The sequence below is a fragment of the Paenibacillus sp. DCT19 genome (assembly GCF_003268635.1).
Taxonomy (GTDB): Bacteria; Bacillota; Bacilli; order Paenibacillales; family Paenibacillaceae; genus Paenibacillus.
The window spans coordinates 4,442,525-4,463,717 of record NZ_CP029639.1 but is presented as its reverse complement, the minus strand read 5'-3'; the positions used below and the strand labels follow the sequence as shown (position 1 = coordinate 4,463,717).

General features: G+C 44.6%; 35 protein-coding genes and 1 tRNA gene. 31 read left to right on the top strand and 5 right to left on the bottom strand.

Annotation, left to right across the window (positions count from 1 at the left end; translation table 11 throughout):
• The first annotated feature begins 15 nt into the window (after positions 1–15).
• Positions 16–504, top strand: a complete 489-nt coding sequence (locus tag DMB88_RS20410) for a NucA/NucB deoxyribonuclease domain-containing protein (RefSeq protein WP_128102822.1) — start codon at positions 16–18, stop codon at positions 502–504.
• Positions 505–611: 107 nt separating this feature from the next.
• Here DMB88_RS20410 and DMB88_RS20405 read toward each other — a convergent pair whose 3' ends face one another.
• Entirely contained in the window at positions 612–833 is a 222-nt protein-coding gene (locus tag DMB88_RS20405) for a hypothetical protein (RefSeq protein ID WP_128102821.1), read from the bottom strand.
• Positions 834–1,054: 221 nt separating this feature from the next.
• On the opposite strand from DMB88_RS20405, the gene DMB88_RS20400 reads away from it, so the two are divergent.
• Positions 1,055–1,510, top strand: coding sequence for a general stress protein (locus DMB88_RS20400; RefSeq protein WP_128102820.1), 456 nt, complete (start codon positions 1,055–1,057; stop codon positions 1,508–1,510).
• Between the two features lie 281 nt (positions 1,511–1,791).
• Positions 1,792–1,877 (top strand) — tRNA-Leu (locus DMB88_RS20395).
• 76 nt (positions 1,878–1,953) lie between these two features.
• Here DMB88_RS20395 and DMB88_RS20390 read toward each other — a convergent pair.
• The 3 genes from DMB88_RS20390 to DMB88_RS20380 form a co-directional block, all read right to left on the bottom strand.
• Complete coding sequence (locus DMB88_RS20390) at positions 1,954–3,234, bottom strand: site-specific integrase (protein WP_128102819.1); 1,281 nt, start codon at positions 3,232–3,234, stop codon at positions 1,954–1,956.
• A 74-nt stretch (positions 3,235–3,308) separates the two neighbouring features.
• Positions 3,309–3,719: an ImmA/IrrE family metallo-endopeptidase gene (locus tag DMB88_RS20385; protein ID WP_128102818.1), complete on the bottom strand. Its 411-nt coding sequence runs from the start codon at positions 3,717–3,719 to the stop codon at positions 3,309–3,311.
• Between the two features lie 9 nt (positions 3,720–3,728).
• Entirely contained in the window at positions 3,729–4,154 is a 426-nt protein-coding gene (locus tag DMB88_RS20380; RefSeq protein WP_164848745.1) for a helix-turn-helix domain-containing protein, read from the bottom strand.
• 193 nt (positions 4,155–4,347) lie between these two features.
• Here DMB88_RS20380 and DMB88_RS20375 point away from each other — a divergent pair, with 193 nt between their 5' ends.
• From DMB88_RS20375 to DMB88_RS20365, 3 genes are all read left to right on the top strand, one after another.
• The gene (locus DMB88_RS20375; protein WP_128102816.1) at positions 4,348–4,554 is read left to right on the top strand and encodes a helix-turn-helix domain-containing protein; all 207 of its coding nucleotides are present in this window, start codon (positions 4,348–4,350) and stop codon (positions 4,552–4,554) included.
• A 36-nt stretch (positions 4,555–4,590) separates the two neighbouring features.
• On the top strand, positions 4,591–4,908 hold the full coding sequence (locus DMB88_RS20370; protein WP_254438275.1) for a helix-turn-helix transcriptional regulator: 318 nt from the start codon (positions 4,591–4,593) through the stop codon (positions 4,906–4,908).
• 63 nt (positions 4,909–4,971) lie between these two features.
• A complete protein-coding gene (locus DMB88_RS20365; protein ID WP_128102815.1) occupies positions 4,972–5,208 on the top strand; it encodes a hypothetical protein in 237 nt (78 codons plus the stop codon).
• 113 nt (positions 5,209–5,321) lie between these two features.
• On the opposite strand, the gene DMB88_RS32175 is transcribed toward DMB88_RS20365, so the two are convergent.
• On the bottom strand, positions 5,322–5,546 hold the full coding sequence (locus tag DMB88_RS32175) for a helix-turn-helix domain-containing protein (protein WP_128102814.1): 225 nt from the start codon (positions 5,544–5,546) through the stop codon (positions 5,322–5,324).
• A gap of 168 nt (positions 5,547–5,714) precedes the next feature.
• On the opposite strand from DMB88_RS32175, the gene DMB88_RS20355 reads away from it, so the two are divergent.
• From DMB88_RS20355 to DMB88_RS30500, 25 genes are all read left to right on the top strand, one after another.
• Positions 5,715–6,023 (top strand): hypothetical protein, encoded by a 309-nt coding sequence (locus DMB88_RS20355; protein WP_128102813.1) that lies wholly within the window; start codon positions 5,715–5,717, stop codon positions 6,021–6,023.
• 96 nt (positions 6,024–6,119) lie between these two features.
• The gene (locus tag DMB88_RS20350; protein WP_254438274.1) at positions 6,120–6,569 is read left to right on the top strand and encodes a hypothetical protein; all 450 of its coding nucleotides are present in this window, start codon (positions 6,120–6,122) and stop codon (positions 6,567–6,569) included.
• Entirely contained in the window at positions 6,562–6,945 is a 384-nt protein-coding gene (locus DMB88_RS20345; protein WP_128102812.1) for a hypothetical protein, read from the top strand. The genes DMB88_RS20350 and DMB88_RS20345 overlap by 8 nt, the downstream gene beginning before the upstream one ends.
• Positions 6,946–7,179: 234 nt before the next feature.
• On the top strand, positions 7,180–7,545 hold the full coding sequence (locus DMB88_RS20340; protein ID WP_128102811.1) for a hypothetical protein: 366 nt from the start codon (positions 7,180–7,182) through the stop codon (positions 7,543–7,545).
• 230 nt (positions 7,546–7,775) lie between these two features.
• Positions 7,776–8,207, top strand: coding sequence for a hypothetical protein (locus tag DMB88_RS20335; protein WP_128102810.1), 432 nt, complete (start codon positions 7,776–7,778; stop codon positions 8,205–8,207).
• Positions 8,204–8,806: a hypothetical protein gene (locus DMB88_RS20330; RefSeq protein ID WP_128102809.1), complete on the top strand. Its 603-nt coding sequence runs from the start codon at positions 8,204–8,206 to the stop codon at positions 8,804–8,806. Before DMB88_RS20335 ends, DMB88_RS20330 begins: the two co-directional genes overlap by 4 nt.
• 2 nt (positions 8,807–8,808) lie before the next feature.
• Positions 8,809–9,165, top strand: a complete 357-nt coding sequence (locus tag DMB88_RS20325; RefSeq protein WP_128102808.1) for a hypothetical protein — start codon at positions 8,809–8,811, stop codon at positions 9,163–9,165.
• Complete coding sequence (locus DMB88_RS20320) at positions 9,137–10,459, top strand: PcfJ domain-containing protein (RefSeq protein WP_128102807.1); 1,323 nt, start codon at positions 9,137–9,139, stop codon at positions 10,457–10,459. The genes DMB88_RS20325 and DMB88_RS20320 overlap by 29 nt, the downstream gene beginning before the upstream one ends.
• Positions 10,423–10,602 (top strand): PcfJ domain-containing protein, encoded by a 180-nt coding sequence (locus DMB88_RS32170; protein WP_164848744.1) that lies wholly within the window; start codon positions 10,423–10,425, stop codon positions 10,600–10,602. Before DMB88_RS20320 ends, DMB88_RS32170 begins: the two co-directional genes overlap by 37 nt.
• 103 nt (positions 10,603–10,705) lie before the next feature.
• Positions 10,706–11,671, top strand: a complete 966-nt coding sequence (locus tag DMB88_RS20310) for a DUF3102 domain-containing protein (RefSeq protein ID WP_128102806.1) — start codon at positions 10,706–10,708, stop codon at positions 11,669–11,671.
• A 45-nt stretch (positions 11,672–11,716) separates the two neighbouring features.
• Positions 11,717–11,974: a hypothetical protein gene (locus DMB88_RS20305; RefSeq protein WP_128102805.1), complete on the top strand. Its 258-nt coding sequence runs from the start codon at positions 11,717–11,719 to the stop codon at positions 11,972–11,974.
• A gap of 353 nt (positions 11,975–12,327) precedes the next feature.
• Positions 12,328–12,561 carry a hypothetical protein gene (locus tag DMB88_RS20300; RefSeq protein WP_254438273.1) on the top strand — a complete coding sequence of 78 codons (234 nt, stop codon included), beginning with the start codon at positions 12,328–12,330 and terminating at the stop codon, positions 12,559–12,561.
• Positions 12,562–12,572: 11 nt separating this feature from the next.
• Positions 12,573–12,959, top strand: a complete 387-nt coding sequence (locus DMB88_RS20295; RefSeq protein WP_254438272.1) for a hypothetical protein — start codon at positions 12,573–12,575, stop codon at positions 12,957–12,959.
• Complete coding sequence (locus DMB88_RS20290) at positions 12,949–13,365, top strand: hypothetical protein (RefSeq protein ID WP_128102804.1); 417 nt, start codon at positions 12,949–12,951, stop codon at positions 13,363–13,365. The genes DMB88_RS20295 and DMB88_RS20290 overlap by 11 nt, the downstream gene beginning before the upstream one ends.
• Positions 13,362–13,658, top strand: coding sequence for a hypothetical protein (locus DMB88_RS20285; RefSeq protein ID WP_128102803.1), 297 nt, complete (start codon positions 13,362–13,364; stop codon positions 13,656–13,658). The genes DMB88_RS20290 and DMB88_RS20285 overlap by 4 nt, the downstream gene beginning before the upstream one ends.
• A gap of 334 nt (positions 13,659–13,992) precedes the next feature.
• Positions 13,993–14,343, top strand: a complete 351-nt coding sequence (locus DMB88_RS20280; RefSeq protein WP_128102802.1) for a hypothetical protein — start codon at positions 13,993–13,995, stop codon at positions 14,341–14,343.
• Complete coding sequence (locus tag DMB88_RS20275) at positions 14,297–14,632, top strand: hypothetical protein (RefSeq protein ID WP_128102801.1); 336 nt, start codon at positions 14,297–14,299, stop codon at positions 14,630–14,632. The genes DMB88_RS20280 and DMB88_RS20275 overlap by 47 nt, the downstream gene beginning before the upstream one ends.
• 1,014 nt (positions 14,633–15,646) lie before the next feature.
• Complete coding sequence (locus tag DMB88_RS20270) at positions 15,647–15,958, top strand: hypothetical protein (RefSeq protein WP_128102800.1); 312 nt, start codon at positions 15,647–15,649, stop codon at positions 15,956–15,958.
• Positions 15,959–16,105: 147 nt separating this feature from the next.
• Positions 16,106–16,594, top strand: a complete 489-nt coding sequence (locus DMB88_RS20265; protein WP_128102799.1) for a hypothetical protein — start codon at positions 16,106–16,108, stop codon at positions 16,592–16,594.
• Between the two features lie 3 nt (positions 16,595–16,597).
• Positions 16,598–16,960: an HNH endonuclease gene (locus DMB88_RS20260; protein ID WP_128102798.1), complete on the top strand. Its 363-nt coding sequence runs from the start codon at positions 16,598–16,600 to the stop codon at positions 16,958–16,960.
• Positions 16,947–17,357, top strand: a complete 411-nt coding sequence (locus DMB88_RS20255) for a hypothetical protein (protein WP_128102797.1) — start codon at positions 16,947–16,949, stop codon at positions 17,355–17,357. Before DMB88_RS20260 ends, DMB88_RS20255 begins: the two co-directional genes overlap by 14 nt.
• Positions 17,358–17,401: 44 nt before the next feature.
• Positions 17,402–18,022 (top strand): terminase, encoded by a 621-nt coding sequence (locus DMB88_RS20250; RefSeq protein ID WP_128102796.1) that lies wholly within the window; start codon positions 17,402–17,404, stop codon positions 18,020–18,022.
• Positions 18,015–19,775, top strand: coding sequence for a terminase large subunit (locus tag DMB88_RS20245; RefSeq protein WP_128102795.1), 1,761 nt, complete (start codon positions 18,015–18,017; stop codon positions 19,773–19,775). The genes DMB88_RS20250 and DMB88_RS20245 overlap by 8 nt, the downstream gene beginning before the upstream one ends.
• Positions 19,772–19,945: a hypothetical protein gene (locus DMB88_RS30300; protein ID WP_164848743.1), complete on the top strand. Its 174-nt coding sequence runs from the start codon at positions 19,772–19,774 to the stop codon at positions 19,943–19,945. The genes DMB88_RS20245 and DMB88_RS30300 overlap by 4 nt, the downstream gene beginning before the upstream one ends.
• 5 nt (positions 19,946–19,950) lie before the next feature.
• Positions 19,951–21,192 carry a phage portal protein gene (locus tag DMB88_RS30500; protein WP_174715308.1) on the top strand — a complete coding sequence of 414 codons (1,242 nt, stop codon included), beginning with the start codon at positions 19,951–19,953 and terminating at the stop codon, positions 21,190–21,192.
• Position 21,193: the final 1 nt, after the last annotated feature.

Sequence of the window (21,193 nt, the reverse complement as noted above, 5' to 3'; positions counted from 1 at the left end):
TGGGGGAGAGACAGCATGACGCGTAAGCGCACAAGGAGAAGAAATAAAGGGACAGCCAGATTGAAGAAGCAATGGATCACACTGGTCACGCTTGCTCTAGTCGCCTGTTTAGCATGGTTTAATGGAGACTATAAGCTGGAGGATTGGACTTCAATATTTAATGGAAGTAGCAACCAAGGTGTAGATCATACGCTGATCTTCCCTTCTGAACGCTATCCAGAGACAGCTAATCATATTCGATCAGCCATTAAGGCAGGGCATTCTGATGTGTGTACGATTGATCGTGAAGGTGCCGAGACTAATAGGGATCTTTCGTTAAAAGGAGTCCCGGTCAAGAAGGGGAAGGATCGAGACGAGTGGCCGATGGCCATGTGTGCGGAGGGCGGTGCTAATGCAGATATTCAATACATTACGCCAAAGGACAATCGCGGAGCAGGTTCATGGGTTGGTAATCAACTCAGTACATATCCAGATGGAACACGAGTGAAGTTTGTTGTTGAATAGCAGGATGTAAGATACGCCCTAATTATATAGAAATGACAAAAGCCAGACTTTGAGAAGTCTGGCTTTCTTCATCATATAATGAATCACTACTGGTTACAATCGACCGTTTATAGTGCCATACTGCTCAGATGATGCGAACGAATGCTTAATAGACGAGTAACCTGATCAACTTCCTCAAACGGAATCCAAAGGTTTCCTTGTAATGTGCGTAGAAGCAGAATGGAGGAGTCGGCTGAGCGTTCAGGAAATCCGGTTACGGATTGACCGCTTGTATTACGTACAATAATTTGTTGATTACGGCGGATGGCAATTTCTACCTCTTTGTTCATATGTCATTTCTCCTGATTATGAGATTGGATTCTATATGTCAATAATTTCAATGGTTAATTTGTCTTCTTTATCTAGTCTATCAGAACTAGGTATGAATTTCCAGAAGAGAAGTAACTTTTCTGGGTTAGGTGATTCGTCTTAGCGGGTGCTCAGCGTTTGCTTCCTTCAGTTAGAGGGTTATAAAGGGTACTGAGCTAATGGATGTTAAGGAGGAGTGTCTATGACAAAGTTATTGATTGGACTGGTACGTACTGAGAATGAAGCCATTTTGATGCTGAATCAGCTTCTACAAGCGGGGGTTGATTCGGATTCGCTCGGTGTAGTCGCTAAAGAAGAGATTAACTTGGAGTTGATCAGTGAGAAGGCAGGCTTACCGAAACCACTTAAAGGTGCTGGCACGGATGGGGCATTTGGAGCCTTTAAAGGTGTGCTGGCTGCGCTTGGTAAAAGGAAGGATCATACGATGTCTGCCGGGAAGGCCGTACGCCGGCTTGCAGGCAATGAAATCGGTGAAGAGACCGATGATTTTGTGCTTACCCTGACGGAAGCTGGTATTACTGAGGATGATGCAAACTATTACGAGCAATGGCTGATGCAACAATATTTGCTTGTGATTGTGGAAACGAGTGAAGACGAGATTGCTCGCGTCGCGCCTATAATCATGAAACGTGACTAAGAAGCGTGAAATGTGAACTTATTTTCTTTTTTAGCTTAATTTAATCCTGATTTTAGGTTTCTTTAATGTTGGGGAGGTATTCTTACCTTACACCTCCCTTAATATAGATGGTTTATAAGAAAGTTCGAGACCGCAACTCGAACTTTCTAGGCACTGCTAGCTCACGCTGGTGGTGCCTGTTTCATTTTTTCAAATATTTTTTTAGAAAAGTGTTGCATATTATTAAAATACATGATAAGATATTTCTTGTCGCCACAATTGATTAAGTAATACATACACATGCCGGGGTGGCGGAATTGGCAGACGCACAGGACTTAAAATCCTGCGGTAGGTGACTACCGTACCGGTTCGATCCCGGTCCTCGGCATCCATGAAAAACCCTGAAATCCCTTGTCCCTCAAGGGATTTTTCTTTTTTTATAATTTTGAAATGGATTGCCTAATTCAAAGTGAACGAGCGGATTTTTCCTCTTTGGGGACGGATTGGGGACGAACTTTTGGATCGAACACATCGAGGTGTGCTGTTGTTTGTCGGCTCAACTTCTTGGTAACGTGAACATACGTGTCAGTGGTCACCTGAGAAGTCGAGTGTCGCAATCGATGCTGGATCTCTTTAATGGACGCTCCTTGTCCTAGCAAATAGGTTGCATTTGTATGTCTTAGCCCATGCAAGGATACATTTCGGAATCCGTTTTTTTCACACCATATCTTCCATTGCTGGGAAGGTGTCGTGTGGTAGTACGGCTTTCCTGTTCCTGCGTGAAAAACAAAATTCCTATCTCCGCCTTTCCATTTCCCTTGTGCTTTTGATTCAAGGCGTAACTTGCGCATGGCTTTGACATGTCTCGCTAAGCGCTCCATGTACCACTGTGGCATATCTACATAATCGTCAGACGCCTCATTTTTTGTATCTGTAATATCCGCCTGCCCGTCCTGAGTATGTGAGATACTTTCATCGATGCGCAGCCTGTTATTAACAAAATCACAATCGTCCTCGTCCAAAGCAATTAGTTCACCTCGTCTGAAACCTCCAATTATGGCACCCAAGAAGTAAAGCTTCCAGTGAGTATCACTTTTGATTAAAGTAGCAATAACCTCAGTTGCTTCTTCTTCCTCGAAAAAATTCTTTCTATCCTTTCGAGCTTTTTTATCCTCTTTGCTTATCTGTGGTCGTTGAATACCGTTCAAGGGATTAACGCTCATGACTTTCCATTCTACGGCTCGCTTGAATATACTCATGGTGACGTCATAAATGTATTGAATTGTACGGGAGCTAATTGTCTCTTTACCGCCTCGTTTGTCAATTCGAGCACCTGGTTGCCGCAACTCATTAAAAAGCGTGACAAGCTGCATCGTAGTGATTTCATCAAGCTTCATATGTCCGATGAATGGTAATACATGATTTTCGATTTTGGAGCAGTGAGACATGAACGTCGTTCGCTTCAATCGCGTTTCTGCATCTTTAGGCTTCCATTCATTTTCGTAAAATTCTTTGAATGTGAGTTTGGAGGGAGCGATGTAGCTGCCACTAAGAACCTCCTGCTTAAACTTAGCAAGTTCGTCATCTAAATAGTCTCGGAGTTTTTTTGTCGTTTTTAGAAGCGCCTTATCCTCAATAGTTATTGTTTTCCGAGGGCGGTTCCGAGTTCCATCACTATTCAGTCCTACATCGAGTGTGAATCTCCACTTGTTTTCGCCTCGTTTTTCTATACTTCCTTTTGCCACTTTTTTACCTCTCTTTCGAACTTATGTTCTGTTTTTTTGTATGATAAACAGCCTTGCGGCTGGAAAGCGCAAAGTTACATTTCAAAATTGTGAAGTTGTTTAGGCACTCCGCAACGTAAAAGGTAGGATTCTTGTGTTTCTCCTAGATTTCGTTCTATGGAATGGGTCAGAAGTTTTATAGCGAAAAGATTTGCCTGTCTTTCGTATTTGCCCATATTGAAAAATGTATGTTCGTCAATCCATGCCTGGCTTAAACCAGAGTGAAGCCGATCGTGTCCAAGTTCGTGTGCACAGACTACACGTTGCCATTCTTCCGACAGACCGCTATCAATAACGATAAATCGCCTTCGTAATCGTCTATAGTAGAAACCTCTTGTGCCAGGATCAAAATTCGCATGACGAACCAGTATGTTAAGTCCTTTGGCGATTACGAAAGGATCGTTTGTTTTAAATCTTCGAACAAGCTTGTGAACGATGTCATCCAAAGGGGTCACCTACTCTTTGTCTTTAGGGGTTGCCTTTTTTTTGCGGCCATATGTTTTTTTGTTGAGTTCTTTGGCTTCCCAAAGCAGTCCAGTAAGGATATCCATGGCTCTTTGGCGTGTTTCGTCTGTAATTGGAACTCCATCAAATAATACAGGTTGATCTTCTTCAAGAATTTTTTTGATATCAGCCATGTCCCTAGCTGTTGCCCAATCGGGTGCATTTTGAGATGCGGCATCATCGTTTTCTGTGAAGTATTCAATGGGTTTGTGGAAATAGTCTGCAATTTTTTTAATTAAATCAACTTTAGGACTCTTAGTTGTTCCATTAAGTATTTTGGTAAGTGTTGTGTAGGGGATTCCTGTGTCCTTAGAAAGTCTATAGGCGCTTAAACCACTTGAATCCATCAATTCATTAATTTTATCCGATACCAGCAAGACAATGACCTCCATAATATAACCTAAAAGAGATATAACCTAATAAGGTTATACTAATTCATAAATGGGAGATATGTCAAGCTTTCAAGAGGAAGTGGGAGTAAATGTCGGATTTTGTAACCTAAAACGGAGATAACCGGGATTTACTATAACCTAAAACGGAGATAATATGTGTTCAGGAGGTGAGAACAATATGGGGATGACAATCGGGAATAACGTTCAGAAGTTCCTTGATGCAAAGGGGTGGACGCCGTATAGGCTTGGTAAAGAAAGTGGTGTTTCTATGACAGTAATCTATGGTCTGAAAGAAAAGAAACAAGGACCCAATGCTGAAACACTTGTAAAGCTTGCAACTGCTTTAAATGTATCAGTTGATGATTTGGTAAAAGAACAGGTCTGATTTGCATTATACCACATTTGGAAAGGAGAGTTTGAAATGGATAAAACGCTGCTTGCGTTTGAAGCTGCTATTAGGTCTATCGTTGATGATCAAGTAGCTATTGCTGAGAAAAGACTCAGAGAAGAATTCTCAGGGTTAATTGACAAAACTCTTGATGTTGTTGAAGCGGCTAAACATATAGGTGTTTCTGAAAAGTTGATTTATCGCATGTGCCAAGAAGGCAGAATTCCACATGAACGTTACGGTGTGGTTGGTTCAAGAAGACCTGCTATAAAATTGCGCCTTGCTGATCTTGAAGCTTGGAGGGCGGAGCAAAGGCTTGCCAATTACAAACGAGGGCAATTAGCGCAATAGCAATGAACCAACTCTTCAACAATGTGTGGAAATTAAAATGAATCAATGAAAGGAGTCCATTACATGGAAACGATAAATTGGTTCGCTTGGGTGCATTTACAAAGTTTACTTAAATTCCGCAAGAGTGTTCACACAATTGATGCTGGCAACTGGTGGTTGGACAAAGAAATTACTGAAATGAAACTTGAACTTGGAATAGAAGAGGTGGAGCAGCATGACGGATCATCAACGATTAATGCAGCGCATCAGTTTCTTGCAACAGATGCAGGCAGCCGATCCGGAAACGTCGAGTTGGTTTGACGAATCTCTCATCCAGCTCATGAACGAAGAAAGCAATACAGAAACCGATTAAGGGGAAAAAGTAGTCGCCCTGAAGTCGTATCAAGACAGAACCCCCCGGGCTAAGTATTAAATCAGGTTCTGCCTATGAGGTAATTGCTAGAGACGTCAAGTGCATTTGAGATTTTCAACAAGTTCCTTTGTCTAGGTTCGAACTTGCCATTAAGCCAACGTTTTACGGTGAGAGGTGAAACGTTGGCGAGTATAGCCAAAGCAGCATGGTCTAGGCCACGTTCTTCCATGATGGATTGCAGCCGCTTGGAGAACTCAGAATCATAAAAAAAGAAAAAGAAAAACATGCATCACACTCCATTCGCCCGGAGGGTTCTGCCTTGATACGACGACGATAGGACACTAACAGTTTAGCATATTTTAGGAAATTGTTAGACAGGCAACATTGTACTGGAACATTAATGCAACGGTGTGTTGGAACTTAAGGGAATGGACTTTTATAAGGAGGTGAGGAATTGAGTAATCAACGGAGGGAGCTGCGTAAGCGGCATAACGAAATCTGCAGGAAAATTCTTGATGAAACAAATGTTCAACGGATTAGTGAACTCCAAGTAGTACGCAAGGAAGTAGAAGTAGAGCTTCAGCGTGCTGAAGGCGAACCAACTGTAAAAGAGGGAAAGAAAAAGCCAAAACGTCATATCGGCAATTGTCCTTTATGCTTCCGGCGGATCGAATATGGCGAAAGTTATGTACAAGCTGGCAAACTGACATATTGCAATGATAGACACCTCAAAGAGCACAAAGCACTTATAAATGAGAAATGACCACGCCTGGTCCGCGTAGTCATTCGGTGAAACGATTTGCAAAAATAATTACGGCAATCATATCAAATTTTATTTTGTAGCACAAGGAGGTAAGTCTTGGACATTAACGATTATCTCCGTGAAGTGTTCAGTTCACGTACAAGTGCGGAACAAATGGACGAGTATATCAGGCATATAAAGCGCCTGCGAAAAGAGGCCACAGAATACGACGAAGATTCTCCTGGTGGGATGATTGAAATGATTCGTTTGCTTACAGAAGCACATACGCTTATGGGACGTGTCTCCGCACAGAAGGAAGGAGATTACGCAAAGATTCATGTATTGCGTGACAACGTTGACGCTGAAGCTCGGGCTACAGCAAAGCGTGGCGAGAAGGAAGTAGCGGCTGCTCGTGCAACTGCTGAACTTCGCATGATAGAAGCTGATGCTTTAGAGCAAAAAGCTTATTGGAAGAACGAGCTTAATTCTGTGAAGGAAAAGATTTATGAGCTGCGCCTTCGGGTGCGGATTGAAATGCATATAACAGGAGGTGGAGTCCATGGTTGAATTCGGGTACCATCCTGCCCCTAAGCCTAACCACAAACGGTTTAAGAAAACCCAGAAACAACACACATCAATAAGCAAAAAGGTTGATTACGAGGCTTATAGACGTGCTGGTGAGGCGGGGTATACGCGTTGCGAACGTTGCGGATGCAGCAGACCTAAATATCGATTCGAGCGGTGTCACATGATTAATGCAAGTCAATACGGCACCGGAAAAGCCCCGTGGAATATTGTTATCTTGTGTGGCCCCAAAACAGCAACAGGAACCTGTCACAACTGGGCTGATGAGACAAGTGAAGGACGGGCTTGGAAAACGAATAAGCAAGCGGAGTTATTCATTTATTACACGGTTGGAGAGGGAAAAGACTATTGGAAATAGGACGCTCTTTGTCCCTTGGATGTCCCTAGGATGTCCCCGGGGACAAATAGGGGACAGAAGGTGGACATGTTGGGGATGTCTTGTGTCTGTCCTGAATGAGTCCATTTGCAGGAGGCGGTGAACAACTAGATGTTATGGATTAAGAGTTATCAGGCGACTGATAGAGACCCCCAAACAAAGAAATTCTGTCGTTTGACAGGGCTAGATGTACCCCGTGCAGTGGGGACGCTACACATGATTTGGTGGTGGGCAATGGATTGGGCACCTGACGGAAACATAAGCGAATTCGAGCCAATAGACTTGGCTGAAGCGGCTCATTATGACGGTGATCCAAAAGAGTTCTTTGATGCATTAGTCGAAGCGAAATATGTAGGGAAAACCCTTGAGGGATATGAGGTTTTGAACTGGCACAACATTGGTGGACAGGTTCTTGAAAGCCGGAAAAAGGCTGCTGCTAAAAAGGCGAAACAGCGTGAAAATGCTGCGGCCAAGAAGGCAGCAGAAGCAGCGGGAAAGACTTATGTCCCCGGGGACATCCCTACGGACATCCCGGGGACAAATGAGGGACGTCTACCCCTGTCCCGGTATATAAAGAATTAGATATAGATTTAGATAAAGAATTATTTAAAGAAGAAAAGACCTCACAACAAGAAATACATGAAGACCAAAATCAAAATCCAGAACAAGAACCGAAATCCGAAGCGACGTCCGAAAATGAAACGGAGCCGGAAGAGCAAGGTGGAAAATCTGGAAAAAGTAGGAAAGGTAAAACCGGAAAAAGTGGAACTCGGAAAAAGCGGGTATACGAACCGGACAGCCCTTACCTAAAAATGGCAAATTACCTGAAAGAGAAAATTGATGGTTTTGCTGAAGAAGCGAATGTAGCCCATTTGGTGAAAAGATCAAATATGCAAGTTTGGGCAGATAGTTTCCGGCTGCTGTTCGAAGTGGATGAGCAAGAAGACGAACGTTTGGTTTTTGATGTGATGGAATGGCTACCTTCTCATTCGTTTTGGAGAATTAATGTGCTTTCAGGCAGTACATTCCGTGAACAGTTTTTGAAATTGGTTTTGGTGATGCATGAGGATAAGGCAAAACGTCGGAAGGGTTCCGGCGGCGGGGGCGGCAAGAGCGGGAAAACACCGATTCCTATCGTACAGCAGAGTTCAAACCCGGAAGACGGCCCCTCGGAAGAGGAATTTGCTGAATTGATGCGTCAGGCTCAGGCTTCTCAGGCCGCAAAGACAGGTGAACGACCATGAACCCACTACACCGTTGGTTGAACAAGCTAGAAGTGGCAAGCAGGGGAATACCTGTTTTTGTACCGCGTCAGGTGAAGGATGAAGTCAGCGGCGAGTGGGTCTGGGGAGGACGTTGGAACATGGAGCGTCCAATCGGCGATATCTTGCTAGGGATTAAACGTTGCGGGGAGCTGGGCGCGGCCGTGGCGGATGACGAACCTCCAGCAGGATATATTTATGCAGCTAAGACAAAGGATCAGTTCCGATATATGCCCCTGTTTTCTCGGGCGTTTGAACAGCTAGAGGAGGACAAACTCACCGAATTAGAGCGTACTGCTATTGAGTTACGCCAATCATATGCGGGATATGGGATGAGATCCAGGATAGATAGGGCTGTGGAATCGCTAATTAATCAGGGATATACGCTGGATCGGCTCAAGCTTGTCATTTCCCCCTTTGATCCGATTGCGGCGGATAGCGAAATACGGACTGATTTCGGAATGTTGACAGTAGCGCAGGATATTATGGTGCCTGAAGGAGTTTCTTATGTACTCCAAAACACTGGTAATGATAGAGCATTAGCTTGGGTTAAGCGGAGAAATGAATTGAATGGAGGATGAAGATGGAGGCAGCAATTGCTAAGTTACAAGCTGAAATGGATGGTACAGGTACGAATGCGTATATCAAGTTGATTGGGGATTTCTTGATTAAACACCTTCAGGCTAACCCTGGTTCTGCGGATCAGGTTGCGGCCGCTGACAAGACTATTGCCAAAAGTTTGCTTGCTATGCAGACAGAAGCTAGGAAAAAGGCTGGGGCTAACGGTATGGCGATGCTTACTGATGATGAAGGTTATGCGGTGGTACTTAAGTATTTCGGCCTTGAAGCAGTCAGCCCCCACCGGTGGAGCAAAAGGTTTCGCGGTTTGAGGTCAGATTGGACGAACTATTATGACGGCGGGACAACGTGTGGAATTTAGGGATGTAATAAATCATTTTCCTGTGAAGGTAAGTCGTTCACTTGCACGCTTTGTGACAGAAACAGCTTTAAAGAGCAGTCGGTATTTGTTTATTAAGACCGCTAAAGGAATTCAATCTGCATACTGTACGTACTGCAAAAAGCAACATTTTCCAGAAACAAAGCTCAAACACAAACAGCTTCTTGAAGTCCAATGTCCTCACTGTAAATCTAAATGCAAAGTTAGGGCTGCTGGCCTTGGACGTAAATACATGATGGATCGTGCGGTAGTTGTCTGGTATGAAAAGTCATTGATAGACAATGAAACTATCGTTGCTAGAGTGATTGAAGTTAGAAGAGACTACAGCGGCGATTATACCAAAGTAGAAACTGAGTTCAGTACCAATTCGCATTACGTCTTCCAGCCAGGCAAAAGTATGTACTTCGGTTATGAAAGGATACGTTCCAAAGTAGGGTCGGCATTTGACGAGATAGCCACTCGTTATGGAGCAAACTGTCCAAGATTTATGTCAATTCCGAATATCAGGAGAGCAGTAAAAGGGACGCCATTCCAGTATTCAACTTGGGATCAGTATACGAAATACAAGAATCCCCATTATGTAAGTGACATGGTTGAGTTTTTTGACATAGCTGCCAGATATCCGTGTGTGGAGTATCTGACGAAAATAGGATTTAAGGATTTCGTCTGGGCAAAACTCTACAGGGATCAGACATATGGAGCAATCTACTGGCAAGGTAACACGCTAATGAAAGTATTACGATTAAGCAAAGTTGAATTGAGAGAGATCCGAGATTTTAAGATTGAGTTAAGCCCGATCGAACTAAGATTTTATCAATATGCTCGAAAGAAATCACTCCCGGTTACTCTCAGGGATGCCAAGTTGATTGGCGCAGTATACGGAGGGCATGAAAAGGAATATTACAAGGCTGCATGCGCTCATGAATCTGAAGATATTGTCGTTAAGTACATCCTGAAACAAATGAGAAAAGAACACTATGTTGATGAGCGTGTTTACAACATGCTATCAGACTGGCGCGACTATAGAAAACAATGTGTTGAACTGGGCATGAGTCTGGAAGAAGATCGTTATTTGTTCCCTAATGATCTTCATAAATCTCATAACGAGCTAACCAAACGAATCAGGCTGAAAAATGATAAGGCTATAGATTTAAAGATCCAGAGACGCGCTAAGGGACTAAAGAAGTATATGTTCCAAAAAGATGGGTTTCAATCCGTCCTATCGTATCTCTGGAAGAGTTGCACGATGAGGGCATTAAATTGGAGCATTGTGTAGGGCGTTATGCAGAGGGTTACGGTGATGGTCGGAAAATTCTCATGTGCATTAGGAAATCCGATAGCCCAGACGTTCCATTTTACACATTGGAACTCATAGGGGGAAGGTCATGCAATGTCGAGGGTTCAAAAATTGCAGTATGACTGATGAAGTCAAGGCATTTGTTGATAATTTTGTTGCGACTAAGCTTGTAGTTAAAAAGCAACGTCATGTTAGAGGATCTAAAAATAACGAGGGGGTAGCCGTATGAGCCAATTAGCCATCCGCACCATTGAGACAATAGCAATCGAGATTAACAGCATTAAGGATCAAACGAAGAAAATCATGCTTCACGGTTCAATTGAGATTGGCAGACGTTTAACTGAAGCCAAGGACATGATGGAACACGGGACCTGGATGAATTGGCTTGCTGATTCGGTTGATTATTCCCAATCTACAGCGAACAACCTCATGAAACTGTTCAAGGAGTACGGTACCGATCAGCTCACACTTTTTGGTGACAACGCAGACTCCCAAGCGCTTGGAAGTTTGAGCTATACACAGGCAGTTGCTTTGCTTGGTATCCCTGCTGAGGAACGTGAGGCGTTTGTCCAAGAGAACGATGTAGATAGCATGTCTACTCGTGAACTGGCTGAGGCGGTCAAAGCCCGTAAGGATGCCGAAAAGGCTCAGAAGGCTGCGGAGAAAGAGTTGAAGAAGGCTCAGGATGCAATGGAGAAGGAACGGAAGTTACGGGAGAAATTGGAGCTTCAGCAGGCTGACCACGCACTGATTGTGGAGAATCTTAAAAAACAGGCAGAAGAAGCGGAAGCTGCTGCGGCCAAAGCTGAATCCGGTGAGGATGATGGACGAGCTGCCGAACTGCAAGAAGAGTTGGAGAAGGCACAACAGCAGCACGCTGATTCCCTGGCACAAATTAAGCAGCTAGAACAGGAGCTTAAGGCTAAGCCTATTGACGTTGTTCCTGCCACTGTAGAGGTGGAGGTAGTTCCTAAGGCAATCACTGCGGAGTTGGAAGAACTGCGTAAGAAAGTTGCTCAGGGGCTGGGCGAGGAAGCCGCAGTATTCAAAGCTCACTTCAAAAATTTGACTGATGCATTCAATAATATGCTTGGCGCTCTGGATGTCGTAGGCAAAACGGATGAAGAACTTCATACCAAGTATAAGGATGCAACCATGGCATTAATTGACCGGATGAAAGCTACACTGTGATGAATTATGACCTTCTTCTTCTTTTTTGAGGAATTTGAGCCAGGGATGGTGTGTCGAGTCAACCAAGGGCTGAATAAAGGGCTAATGGTGGTTGTCGATAAGGTTGATGAAGATTGGCTTTGGTGCTATGAAAATAAACCAGTCACACGCCGTCTGAACAGTCGGGGGAAATCGGTCATAGATGTTGACCCCGCCTGCTTCACCTCATTGTACAAGCGGGAAATGCTTGATATTACAAACGATATCCCGAAGCAGGATGATGGATGGGGAGCTGAGTACAGGAATAAACGGTTACGGATTTAAAGCGGAGGGTATCCCCCTCTAATCTAAATATAGGGAGCGAATGAATATGAACAATCAAGCGATCCTGGATGTGCTTAATAGTTTGGAAGTGGAAGAACGCAACGGCGGGATGATGCTTACATCTTGGTAAACCAAACTCCTGAAACTGTTGCACGACTAAACGAGGTGGGCGTCACACAGGACGTGATTTCTAAATATGGCGATGGAACAACCTTTTGTATCCTTGCATTGGCATTCGGAGAACGTTACGCCAACTTTTATCACAGGGGGCTGGTGCATTGGCCGGCAGTGATTAAAGCAACAGCATTCAAAGCGAAGAACAAGCCTGGTCGTTACCTGAGTGATGGCATTGAATGCGGAGATTGGGGGACGAGAACCTTGATACAACTGTATTGTCTGATGCAATGCTTCTCATCCGCAAGGATCTTACCGAACCTGATGCAATGGATATTGAGGGTTACTATAAATTCATGGCTTCTCTGCCGTTGAGTAACGATGTTCAATTCATCAAAGACAATTATGACCCTTCAACAGTAATTTTGACTCAGGCTGAATTAAAAACAATTCGTGAACGGAATGAATGGTGAGGGGGATACCTATGAAATTAAATCTTGTGCTGATAGATAACAGACTGGTTATTGATATGAACGTGAATGATGTAATAGGGTTCAAAGCAGACGGCTATACAGGATTACCTGAGAGGTTTGATTTAGATGTTATGGGTGAGGCTGATGTAATCGGCACTGTGGAGCTTTCAGAAGAACAGGTGACCAAGATCAAGGCAGAGTATAAAAGCGGCGGAAAATGCGACTGGTGCGGCGAGGTGGTTGCTGAATTGAGTCATCCACACTTTAATGACTTTGCTATTGGTAAAAAGATGTGTCGTACCTGCTGGGATCATGACCGTGACGTGTATAAGGGGTCATGTGGGGATGACATCGGGGATTTCAAACCAGTGGGGAGGAAGAACAGTCATGAGTATTAAACGAGATGTGAACGGATATAAGGTGTTTGATTTACCGAACGGAGAACATCTGCTATGGGCTGAAGAGGATCGGGTTATGTTTGTGCGGTCAAGCGAGAACGGAACGCCGCTAACGATGGATCCGGATAACGAGTTTGAGGATATGTTGGTAGCAATGGAGTATGCGAGTGTTGAACGTGATCGGCTCCGCAAGGAGCTAGAAGAGGCATGGACAACCATACGCCATTACGGTATTGCATTGGTGGCAGCCAAGAACCTGAGCAAGTTAATAAACTATGAAGGTATTCCGACAGATGGATTCATGTTTAGAGCAATTGCCAAAAACATGAAAATGCTTATTTCCTTGGTAGATTGGAAACCGATTGATAGCTTGACCGTGTGTCGAGAAGGAGAGGGTAATCAATGAACAACGCTACTGTAACGCTTGATTACGAAAGTTTCCAGTCTATCAAACGTAATGCGGACTTATATGAAAATTTGATGAGGAATGTCGATGAAGTCAAAAACCAACAAAAACAATTCATCGACAGGTTGATATATTGCTTGGAAAAGACGAATGAACAAAAGGTCATTGAGAATAAACAATTTTATGTTGCGGAAGGCATAAAAGTTATTTGTGAGTATTACGAAATGGATTTAGCGGACAGTTACGGTGAGTTGGATGAAGGTAAAGCTCCTGATTCCATTGATTTAGAGTGATGATTATCGAGTTTGAGTTGGGGGATATAGTAGAGTGTCCAGTCTGTCAGAAGGTATTCGAGATTACCAGGATAGATGATGATGAGCTGGACGACTCAGATTTATATTTTGAGCATGTAACGATGTGTGATGGAGGTACAGACGATGGCGGAAGTGAGAGTACGATATTTTAAGAGTGTGCTTCGTGGCAAGGTGGTGGAACTATTTGAGAGTAGCCATCCAGCCAGAGCGATTGCAGATATATCGGATAGGAAGAGGACTAACCCTAAAGTAATCATAAATCAGATTCCCGAGGTTGAGTATAGACGACTTCAGCAGTCTAAGGGGTGGCAAAGTGACAGCACCGACTTTAGAAGCCGCACAAGCCAAACTGGACAGCCTAGCAAGGGAACTATTCAGCGAATCAGATTACGAATTGTTCTGCGCGGTACTCCTTCAGCTCGATAAGTTCAAAGTGTTGGCTGATAGCAACAGAGAGGCATTATACAGTCAGGATAAGGAATTTTCAGATCATGCAGAGATTCAGCGGGTTGAAATCCTCTCCCTCACCGGATCTGTTGCATACTGGCAGAAAGAAGCTACCCTACTTTATGTGGAAAACAAGAGACTAAAGGAACGATTAGGAGAGGGTGCAGAGCATGGGGGCGGTGATCATCCAAATGGAGTTATTTCCAAAAGCGGATAGAACGGACTATGAAGCGGCTCATAGTATGCTGAAACGCTATGTACGCATGAGACAGACGGCCAGTGCATTGGATAACCGCCCACATCTCACTGAAAAAGAACAGTTGGTCAAAGTCGAGTATCATCAAAAAGCTGATGCTGTGGAAATGGCTGTCAATCTCATTCAAGATGATGGAGTAAAGAAGGTAATGGAATACAGATTCCTTCGAGGATATCCACGATGGGGGACAGTAAACCGATTTCAAAGCATCACAGATAGGTCAGTTGACAGGCGTATTGTTAGGGGATAGAATCCGTAGCAGAAACATTGAAATTAATAGGGGTAATATAAGACAAACAAAAAAAAGAGGGTAGCTAGTCCTCTTTTTTGTCCCCACTGCTATGAGTCTTCTATAGTCTCCTATGTAAGTAGATCAACAGTATCCAGCACAGCGTAGTACCTACGACTCCAATACAAGGGGCGTAATACGTCCCAAGCATGAATAGTAAGTAATCAAGGCAAAGTTTGGTAGGTTCAGTCCAGTTTCTCATTGTCATCTTCCTCTGCTAATTTTTACAAGGGCTTGCGCCTCAGGTCTGGGGAGCAGCTCTCAGCTCCTCCCCAGATTTGCAGGGGGTGACATGATCATTATGGATAGAATTCCTACTGTTCGCCTTAACCAGGAGTGTGAACAATCAAACTAAGGAAGTGAAAGGAGAAACTGGAGATTTACCCCTACCAAGAGTAAATCAAATGTTTTCTAGCAACCCGATGTTGTTTGATAAGCTCGCGCTTGATCATACGACACAACACACATGTATTTCATTTTGGATTCACACCCTTTCATCCTCTTCTGCTTAATTTGTTGTCACATTTGTTAGTATAGTATCTTCCAGTAATTAGTGCAAGAAACTGTCATATCTAAGTAGCGAGAATTAGGCGTCTGTAGTACGTCTGTAGTGAGTCGGCACAACGTCTGTGGTTCAGACTTAAACTAGGCACATAGGGAAGGAAAATTCTTCCCCGGTGTGCCTTTCGCCGTTATCTATGGGCGACTCGGCTGTGCTGTGGGATTGTTATCCTTAGACGTGGATCGTCAAGGGTACAGTGTGGGGATGGGGTTAGATTCCCCGCAGCCGCTCCATCCGGGCGGGATAGAAATACGGATACTTATATTATGGCCTGAAGGCAGCGGCAGGGTTCGAGTCCCGGCAAGGCCAACGACGGTGTTTTCTCCATATCCTTTTTTAGAGCCATCCAACAGCGGGTGGCTTATTTTTTTGTGTAATCCCAAGCGATTGTAAATATGAAGGGAGGTTTAGGCATGGATGAAGCAGATTCATGGGAGGAATTGAAACGGCGACACGGCCAGACGGTCGGAGAGGCAATGAGGGAATTGGGCGAAGCGATGAAACAAGTTTATGAATCCCTTATGGCTTTCCTGAACAAGCATCGTGATTCAATTCAACTGATTCTAAGGATGTTGACGGCAGAAGCGAGGCAAATGGAAGAGCAAGAGAAGCATAAGCGGCATATACATCCCTTACGAACAAAGAGCGCCCCTTACAGGCAACCTATGAGGCATCAAGTAGTGAATCGCAAACCTATTCGCCAGGTTGCTAGGAGTAGGTGTTGATATGGTCACGAGATCAACGAAGAAAGAGCCTCCTTTGTCTGTGTCTTCTCCTGATCAGCCGGCGAAATGCAAAGGCTGCATATGGGGAGAATGGGCAGGCACTAAGCAAGTATGCAAGATACCAGGATGCTGGAAGGAGGGGAAGAGTTGTTTGAAAGGATAAAGCGCCTTGTGTTTCCCGAAAAATGGATTATGAAAGACATGTTTCACTGTGGTCATTGTAATCAAGTAACCAAAGGTCAGTGGTGCTTGTCATGTATTGACAAACTACCAAAGGGAACATATTGGGATGCCAACGGAAATCCGTGTAAGCCGACAGCAAGGAAACCACCGGCTATTGCTAGGAAAATAGACTGTATTGTGAACTTCAACGACACAGTTAAGGTGAAGCTTACAGAACATGGTGTTTCAATTCTGAAGGCACAGCATGACGAACTTGACCAGCTTATAAGAGATAGAAGCGGCGTGCCGTTGAGAGACTTTCAATTTAATTTGGATGAAGATGGATATACATCATTCAGCGTATGGAGCTTAATGAATCATTTTGGGGATTACATGGTTCCAGGGGTAGCAGAGCCGTTTGAAGGTGACATGATCTTTGTAGGAGCTGAACCGATAGCTCCAAGCAAGAGGTGAGCCATGCCGCTTAAAAGGTTCTGTTCTAAGCAAGGGTGTAAGTCATACGCAACAGAAGGCAGATACTGCGAAGCACACCAAGACCAAGTACATAGCTATGACCAGCATAGGGGGACAGCAGCCGAGCGTGGATACGATAGCCGATGGCGTAAAGCCAGGGATGGATACCTAAAGAAGCATCCGCTGTGTGTCACTCACTGGAAGCAGGGCTATGTTAAAGAGGCTACGGTAGTCGATCATATCAAACCACATAGGGGAGATAAGACTCTGTTCTGGGATCGAAGAAACTGGCAGGGGCTGTGCAAGCAATGTCACGATGTCAAGACAGCCAAAGAGGATGGAGGGTTTGGTAATGGGCAAGGTTGAAAGGACTGTTCGGTGTCGAGTGTGCTCTAACGTACAGACAGGATTGACAAGCGAAGACGAACCATTGTGTAGCAAATGCGGGGGTACAGTCGAGATGATTGGTTATCTTGATAGATACGGAAGCTACATACCACTCTGTCATAAGAGTCCGAATGAACATAACATCACGCTTAACATTCAACTTGCTCCATGGTTAGAGACTCTCACGCAGAGCCTACCCAAAGCATTCGAAGAGGCAGTCAAGGCAGGTATGCCCGTTCAAGTGGCTCATAAAGAGTGTGAAGAGATGGTCAAACGAATTATTTCCCGTGCCTTCACCATTCATTCAGGGAGGGTAGGGGGTCGAATCTCTGAAAACCTTTCGGCTGATAGACCGCGTCGGACTTATTTCGCGTAAAAACTCGTTTTATAATATTTTCGGCGTTTAGGAGGTATGCCCTGATGGGAAGGAACGCCAAACCGGTTGGTCTCCACATCGCGGAGGGCAATCCAAACCGACTGACTAAAGCACAGATCCAAGCTAGACAAGAAGGTGAGGTTAAGCTTGGAAAAACCGAGTTGGAAAAGCTGAAACCACCAGTGTTTGTAAAGGATGACACGATTGCCTTCTCTCATTGGAAACAGTGCATGAAGGATTATAAAGCCGCTGCTGCTGAAGGTGTGAATTTACTTTCCAGCTCTGATATAGGACTTTTAGGAATGTATTGTAGGACGTATTCAGAGTATGAAAAACTGCTGAAACAGTATCAAAAAATCGAGCGAATTTCCATCGAAGATCATGTATTTGAAGAATATTTTGAAGAACTAGCTCGTAAAGCAGAGGAATCAGAACAGGATCTGAACGAGTATGGACTGAGGGCACAAAAGTACCTCTCTCAGTTGGCTTCCATTGAGGGTGTCCTAAAAATCGAGACAGCCATAAACAAGAAAATGGACATGCTCCTTAAAATGCAAGATCGGCTGTTCCTGAATCCCTTGTCCAAGGTGAAGAACGTACCGAAACCGAAGGCTAAGGAAGAGAAGCCGAGCAAGTTCGGAAAGTTCGGGAACCGAAGTGGATAATCCTCAGATTTACCCGTACAACACGGTTGGTGAGACGGACAGGGTAACAGCCTACGCGCTTGAAGTTACGTCAGGACGAATAATTGCGGGACAGGCTCAGCGGCAGGCATGTGAACGGCACCTTCGGGATTTGGATCGGCAGGGTACGGAAGACTTCCCTTACGTATTTGATCCAGATAAGGCACATGAAATTATAGAGTTTGCCGAATCTCTCACGCTGGCTGAGGGTGAGGAACCACGTCCACTAGATTTATGGGGCTTCCAGGACTTTATCTTTGGTAGCTGGAATGGCTGGCTGAAGCTGGACGGTTATCGACGTTTTCGAACATCATACATCCAGGTAGCACGGCAAAACGGTAAGTCATTGGGAAACGCAGTTCCTTCGCTGTTTTACGGGAACTTTGACGGATACAGCTATCCGCAAGTGTACGTTACAGCGACCAAGGAAGCGCAGGCACGAATTGTATTGAAGGAATGTATCAAGTTTATTGATGCAGACCCAGAGTTGGCCGGGGATGAATACGAATCCGGTCTATTTGACGTGAAGGATTATAAGAGCACGATCCTGTGTACGGTTTCCAAAGGTGAAATCAGAGCGCTTGGGCGTGATACGAAATCCATAGACGGTTTCAGGCCGTATTTTGCTTCCGTCGATGAGTATCATTTGCACAAGGATAGCCAGATGTACAAGCTCCTGGCGGATGGTACCAAGAAGCTGAAGCAGTGTCTTATTTCTGTTATCACAACAGCAGGGTTTAACATCAATGGCCCATGCTATGAGTTGTACAAATATTGCAAAATGATTTTGTCTGGCGCTCATGCCGATGAAACGCAGTTTGTTTTCATTTGTGAGCTGGACAAGGACGATGATGTTTGGGATGAATCCAACTGGCCGAAGGCGAATCCTCTCTGGACTCCTGAAACGTTGGAGAGTTTGCGAGCTGAAGCAATCAAAGCCAAGGTACAACAAGGCGAGGAGCTTCGCAACTTCCTGACCAAGTCCCTAAACAGATGGGTGCAGTTCTCAGACACGCAGTACATGAACATGGAACACTGGGTAGCCTGTGAGTCTGATACAACCATTGAGGATATGGAAGGCAAGGAATGTTACCTAGGTTTGGACTTGTCTTCAGGCGGTGACTTGACAAGTGGTGCATTGGAGTTTCCGTTGGATATCGACGGGCAACGCAAGTATTACATCCATTCACATAGCTGGATTCCTTCAGCTCGTGTTGATGAGCATGTGAAGAGTGACTTTGCGCCGTATGACATGTGGATCATGGAGGGTTTGTTAACTCCAACCGAGACGATGGGCGGAGTCAAGACGGATTACAAGTACATCCTGTCTTATTACCGTGACTTGATCAAAAAACATAACCTCAAGCTGCTGGGCATTGCCTACGATCCACACAACGCAGATGCCTTTTTGTCTGACCTTGAAGAATTTGGGGTGGATCTGGTTGAGATTGTACAGAGTGCCAAGAGCTTGAATGACGCTACGGTGGATTTCAGGTTGGAAGCCGAGGCTAAGAACGTGATTTATGACCGGAGAAACAAGCTGCTGACATGGAGTATGGCAAACGCCAAGACGGTAAGCAACAGTTTCGGAGAAATCAAGATTGACAAAGACCCTTCAGCTAAGACGAAACGGATTGACCCGGTGGATGCTGTCATTGATGCCCACAAATTATGCTTGGCAAATAAGAAAACAAAATCATCAGTTTATGAAACAAGGGGGCCGAGAAGCCTGTGAAGAAACCAAAATGGAAAGTCACCTTGGATCACATTCGGGAATTCCTCCTTGTTTGTGGTTTTATAATGGCCGCCTACGGAATTTGGATGATTTACCCACCAGCTATGTACATCATTTGCGGTATTGTGCTGATGTGGGTGGGGATGCCCAACCAGAAAGGGGGTGACTGATAAAAATGGGTATTATCAGCAAGCTTGTTGGTCGATCTAAAGCAATGACGATGGAAGAGTTTAATAATCAGGTGTTGAGTCGATTTCGTGGCGGATACGGCGCAGGAATGCAGGTTGATGAGGAAAGAGCACTTAAATTAATCACCGTATTCTCGTGTGTCCGAGTTATTGCCGAAACAATTGCAACACTTCCGCTAGATGTTTATCAGGAGAGACCAGGAAGCGGGAAGGATAAAGCACGTGACCATCCAGTTCACGAACTGCTACATTACCGACCAAATGACGAGATGACATCAGCTACTTGGCGGGAAACATCTACGGGTCATTTAGCATTGTCAGGCAACACTTATTCCATTATCACGCTGAATGGTCGCGGAGTACCGATGGAACTTTATCCAGTTGATTGGCGTTTAATGCTGCCACAGAGAAATCCTACCACTCAGAAGATTGAGTACGTGTATAACGATCGAGGCAAGGCAGAGATTTTCCAACCTGAGCGAGTTCTTCATGTTCCAGGTTGGGGATTTGATGGCATTCGGGGATATTCACCGATACGAACGGCTGCCTCCACTATGGGCATCGGGCTGGCAACGCAGGAATTTACCGAGCGGTTTTACTCGCAAGGAATGAATATTGGTGGTGTCCTTGAACATCCAAGTGGTTTAAGTGATCCAGCCTATGAGCGTCTGAAGGAATGGCTCGAAGAAAAAGGAAGTGGGATGGCTAATTCATGGAAACCATTGATTTTAGAGGAAGGCATGAAGTATAGCCGAATTCCAATGCCGTTAGCCGAAGCTCAATTCATAGAGACTCAAAAATTTACCCGAGATGAAATCTGCGGGTTATTTCGCGTTCCACCTCATATGGTTGGGAACCTGGAAAGGGCTACTTTTTCCAATATTGAGCATCAATCTATTGAATTTGTCATGTACACCCTTATGCCCTACATCACTAAGTACGAACAGGCCATAAACTGGCGACTCTTTACGAAAAAAGAGAGGGGGCAGGGCATTTATGTCAAGTTCAATGTAGAGGGGTTACTCCGTGGGGATTACAAAAGCAGGCAGGAAGGGCTTGCGATCCAGCGTCAAAACGGCGTAATTAACGCAGATGACTGGCGGGGATATGAAGAAATGAACCCGATTCCGGACGGTTCAGGACAGGTCTACATGGTCAACGGGAACATGATTCCGTCCGACTTAGCAGGAAAGAAAACCGTAACGAAAGTTCCGGAAAGGGGTGAGTAAA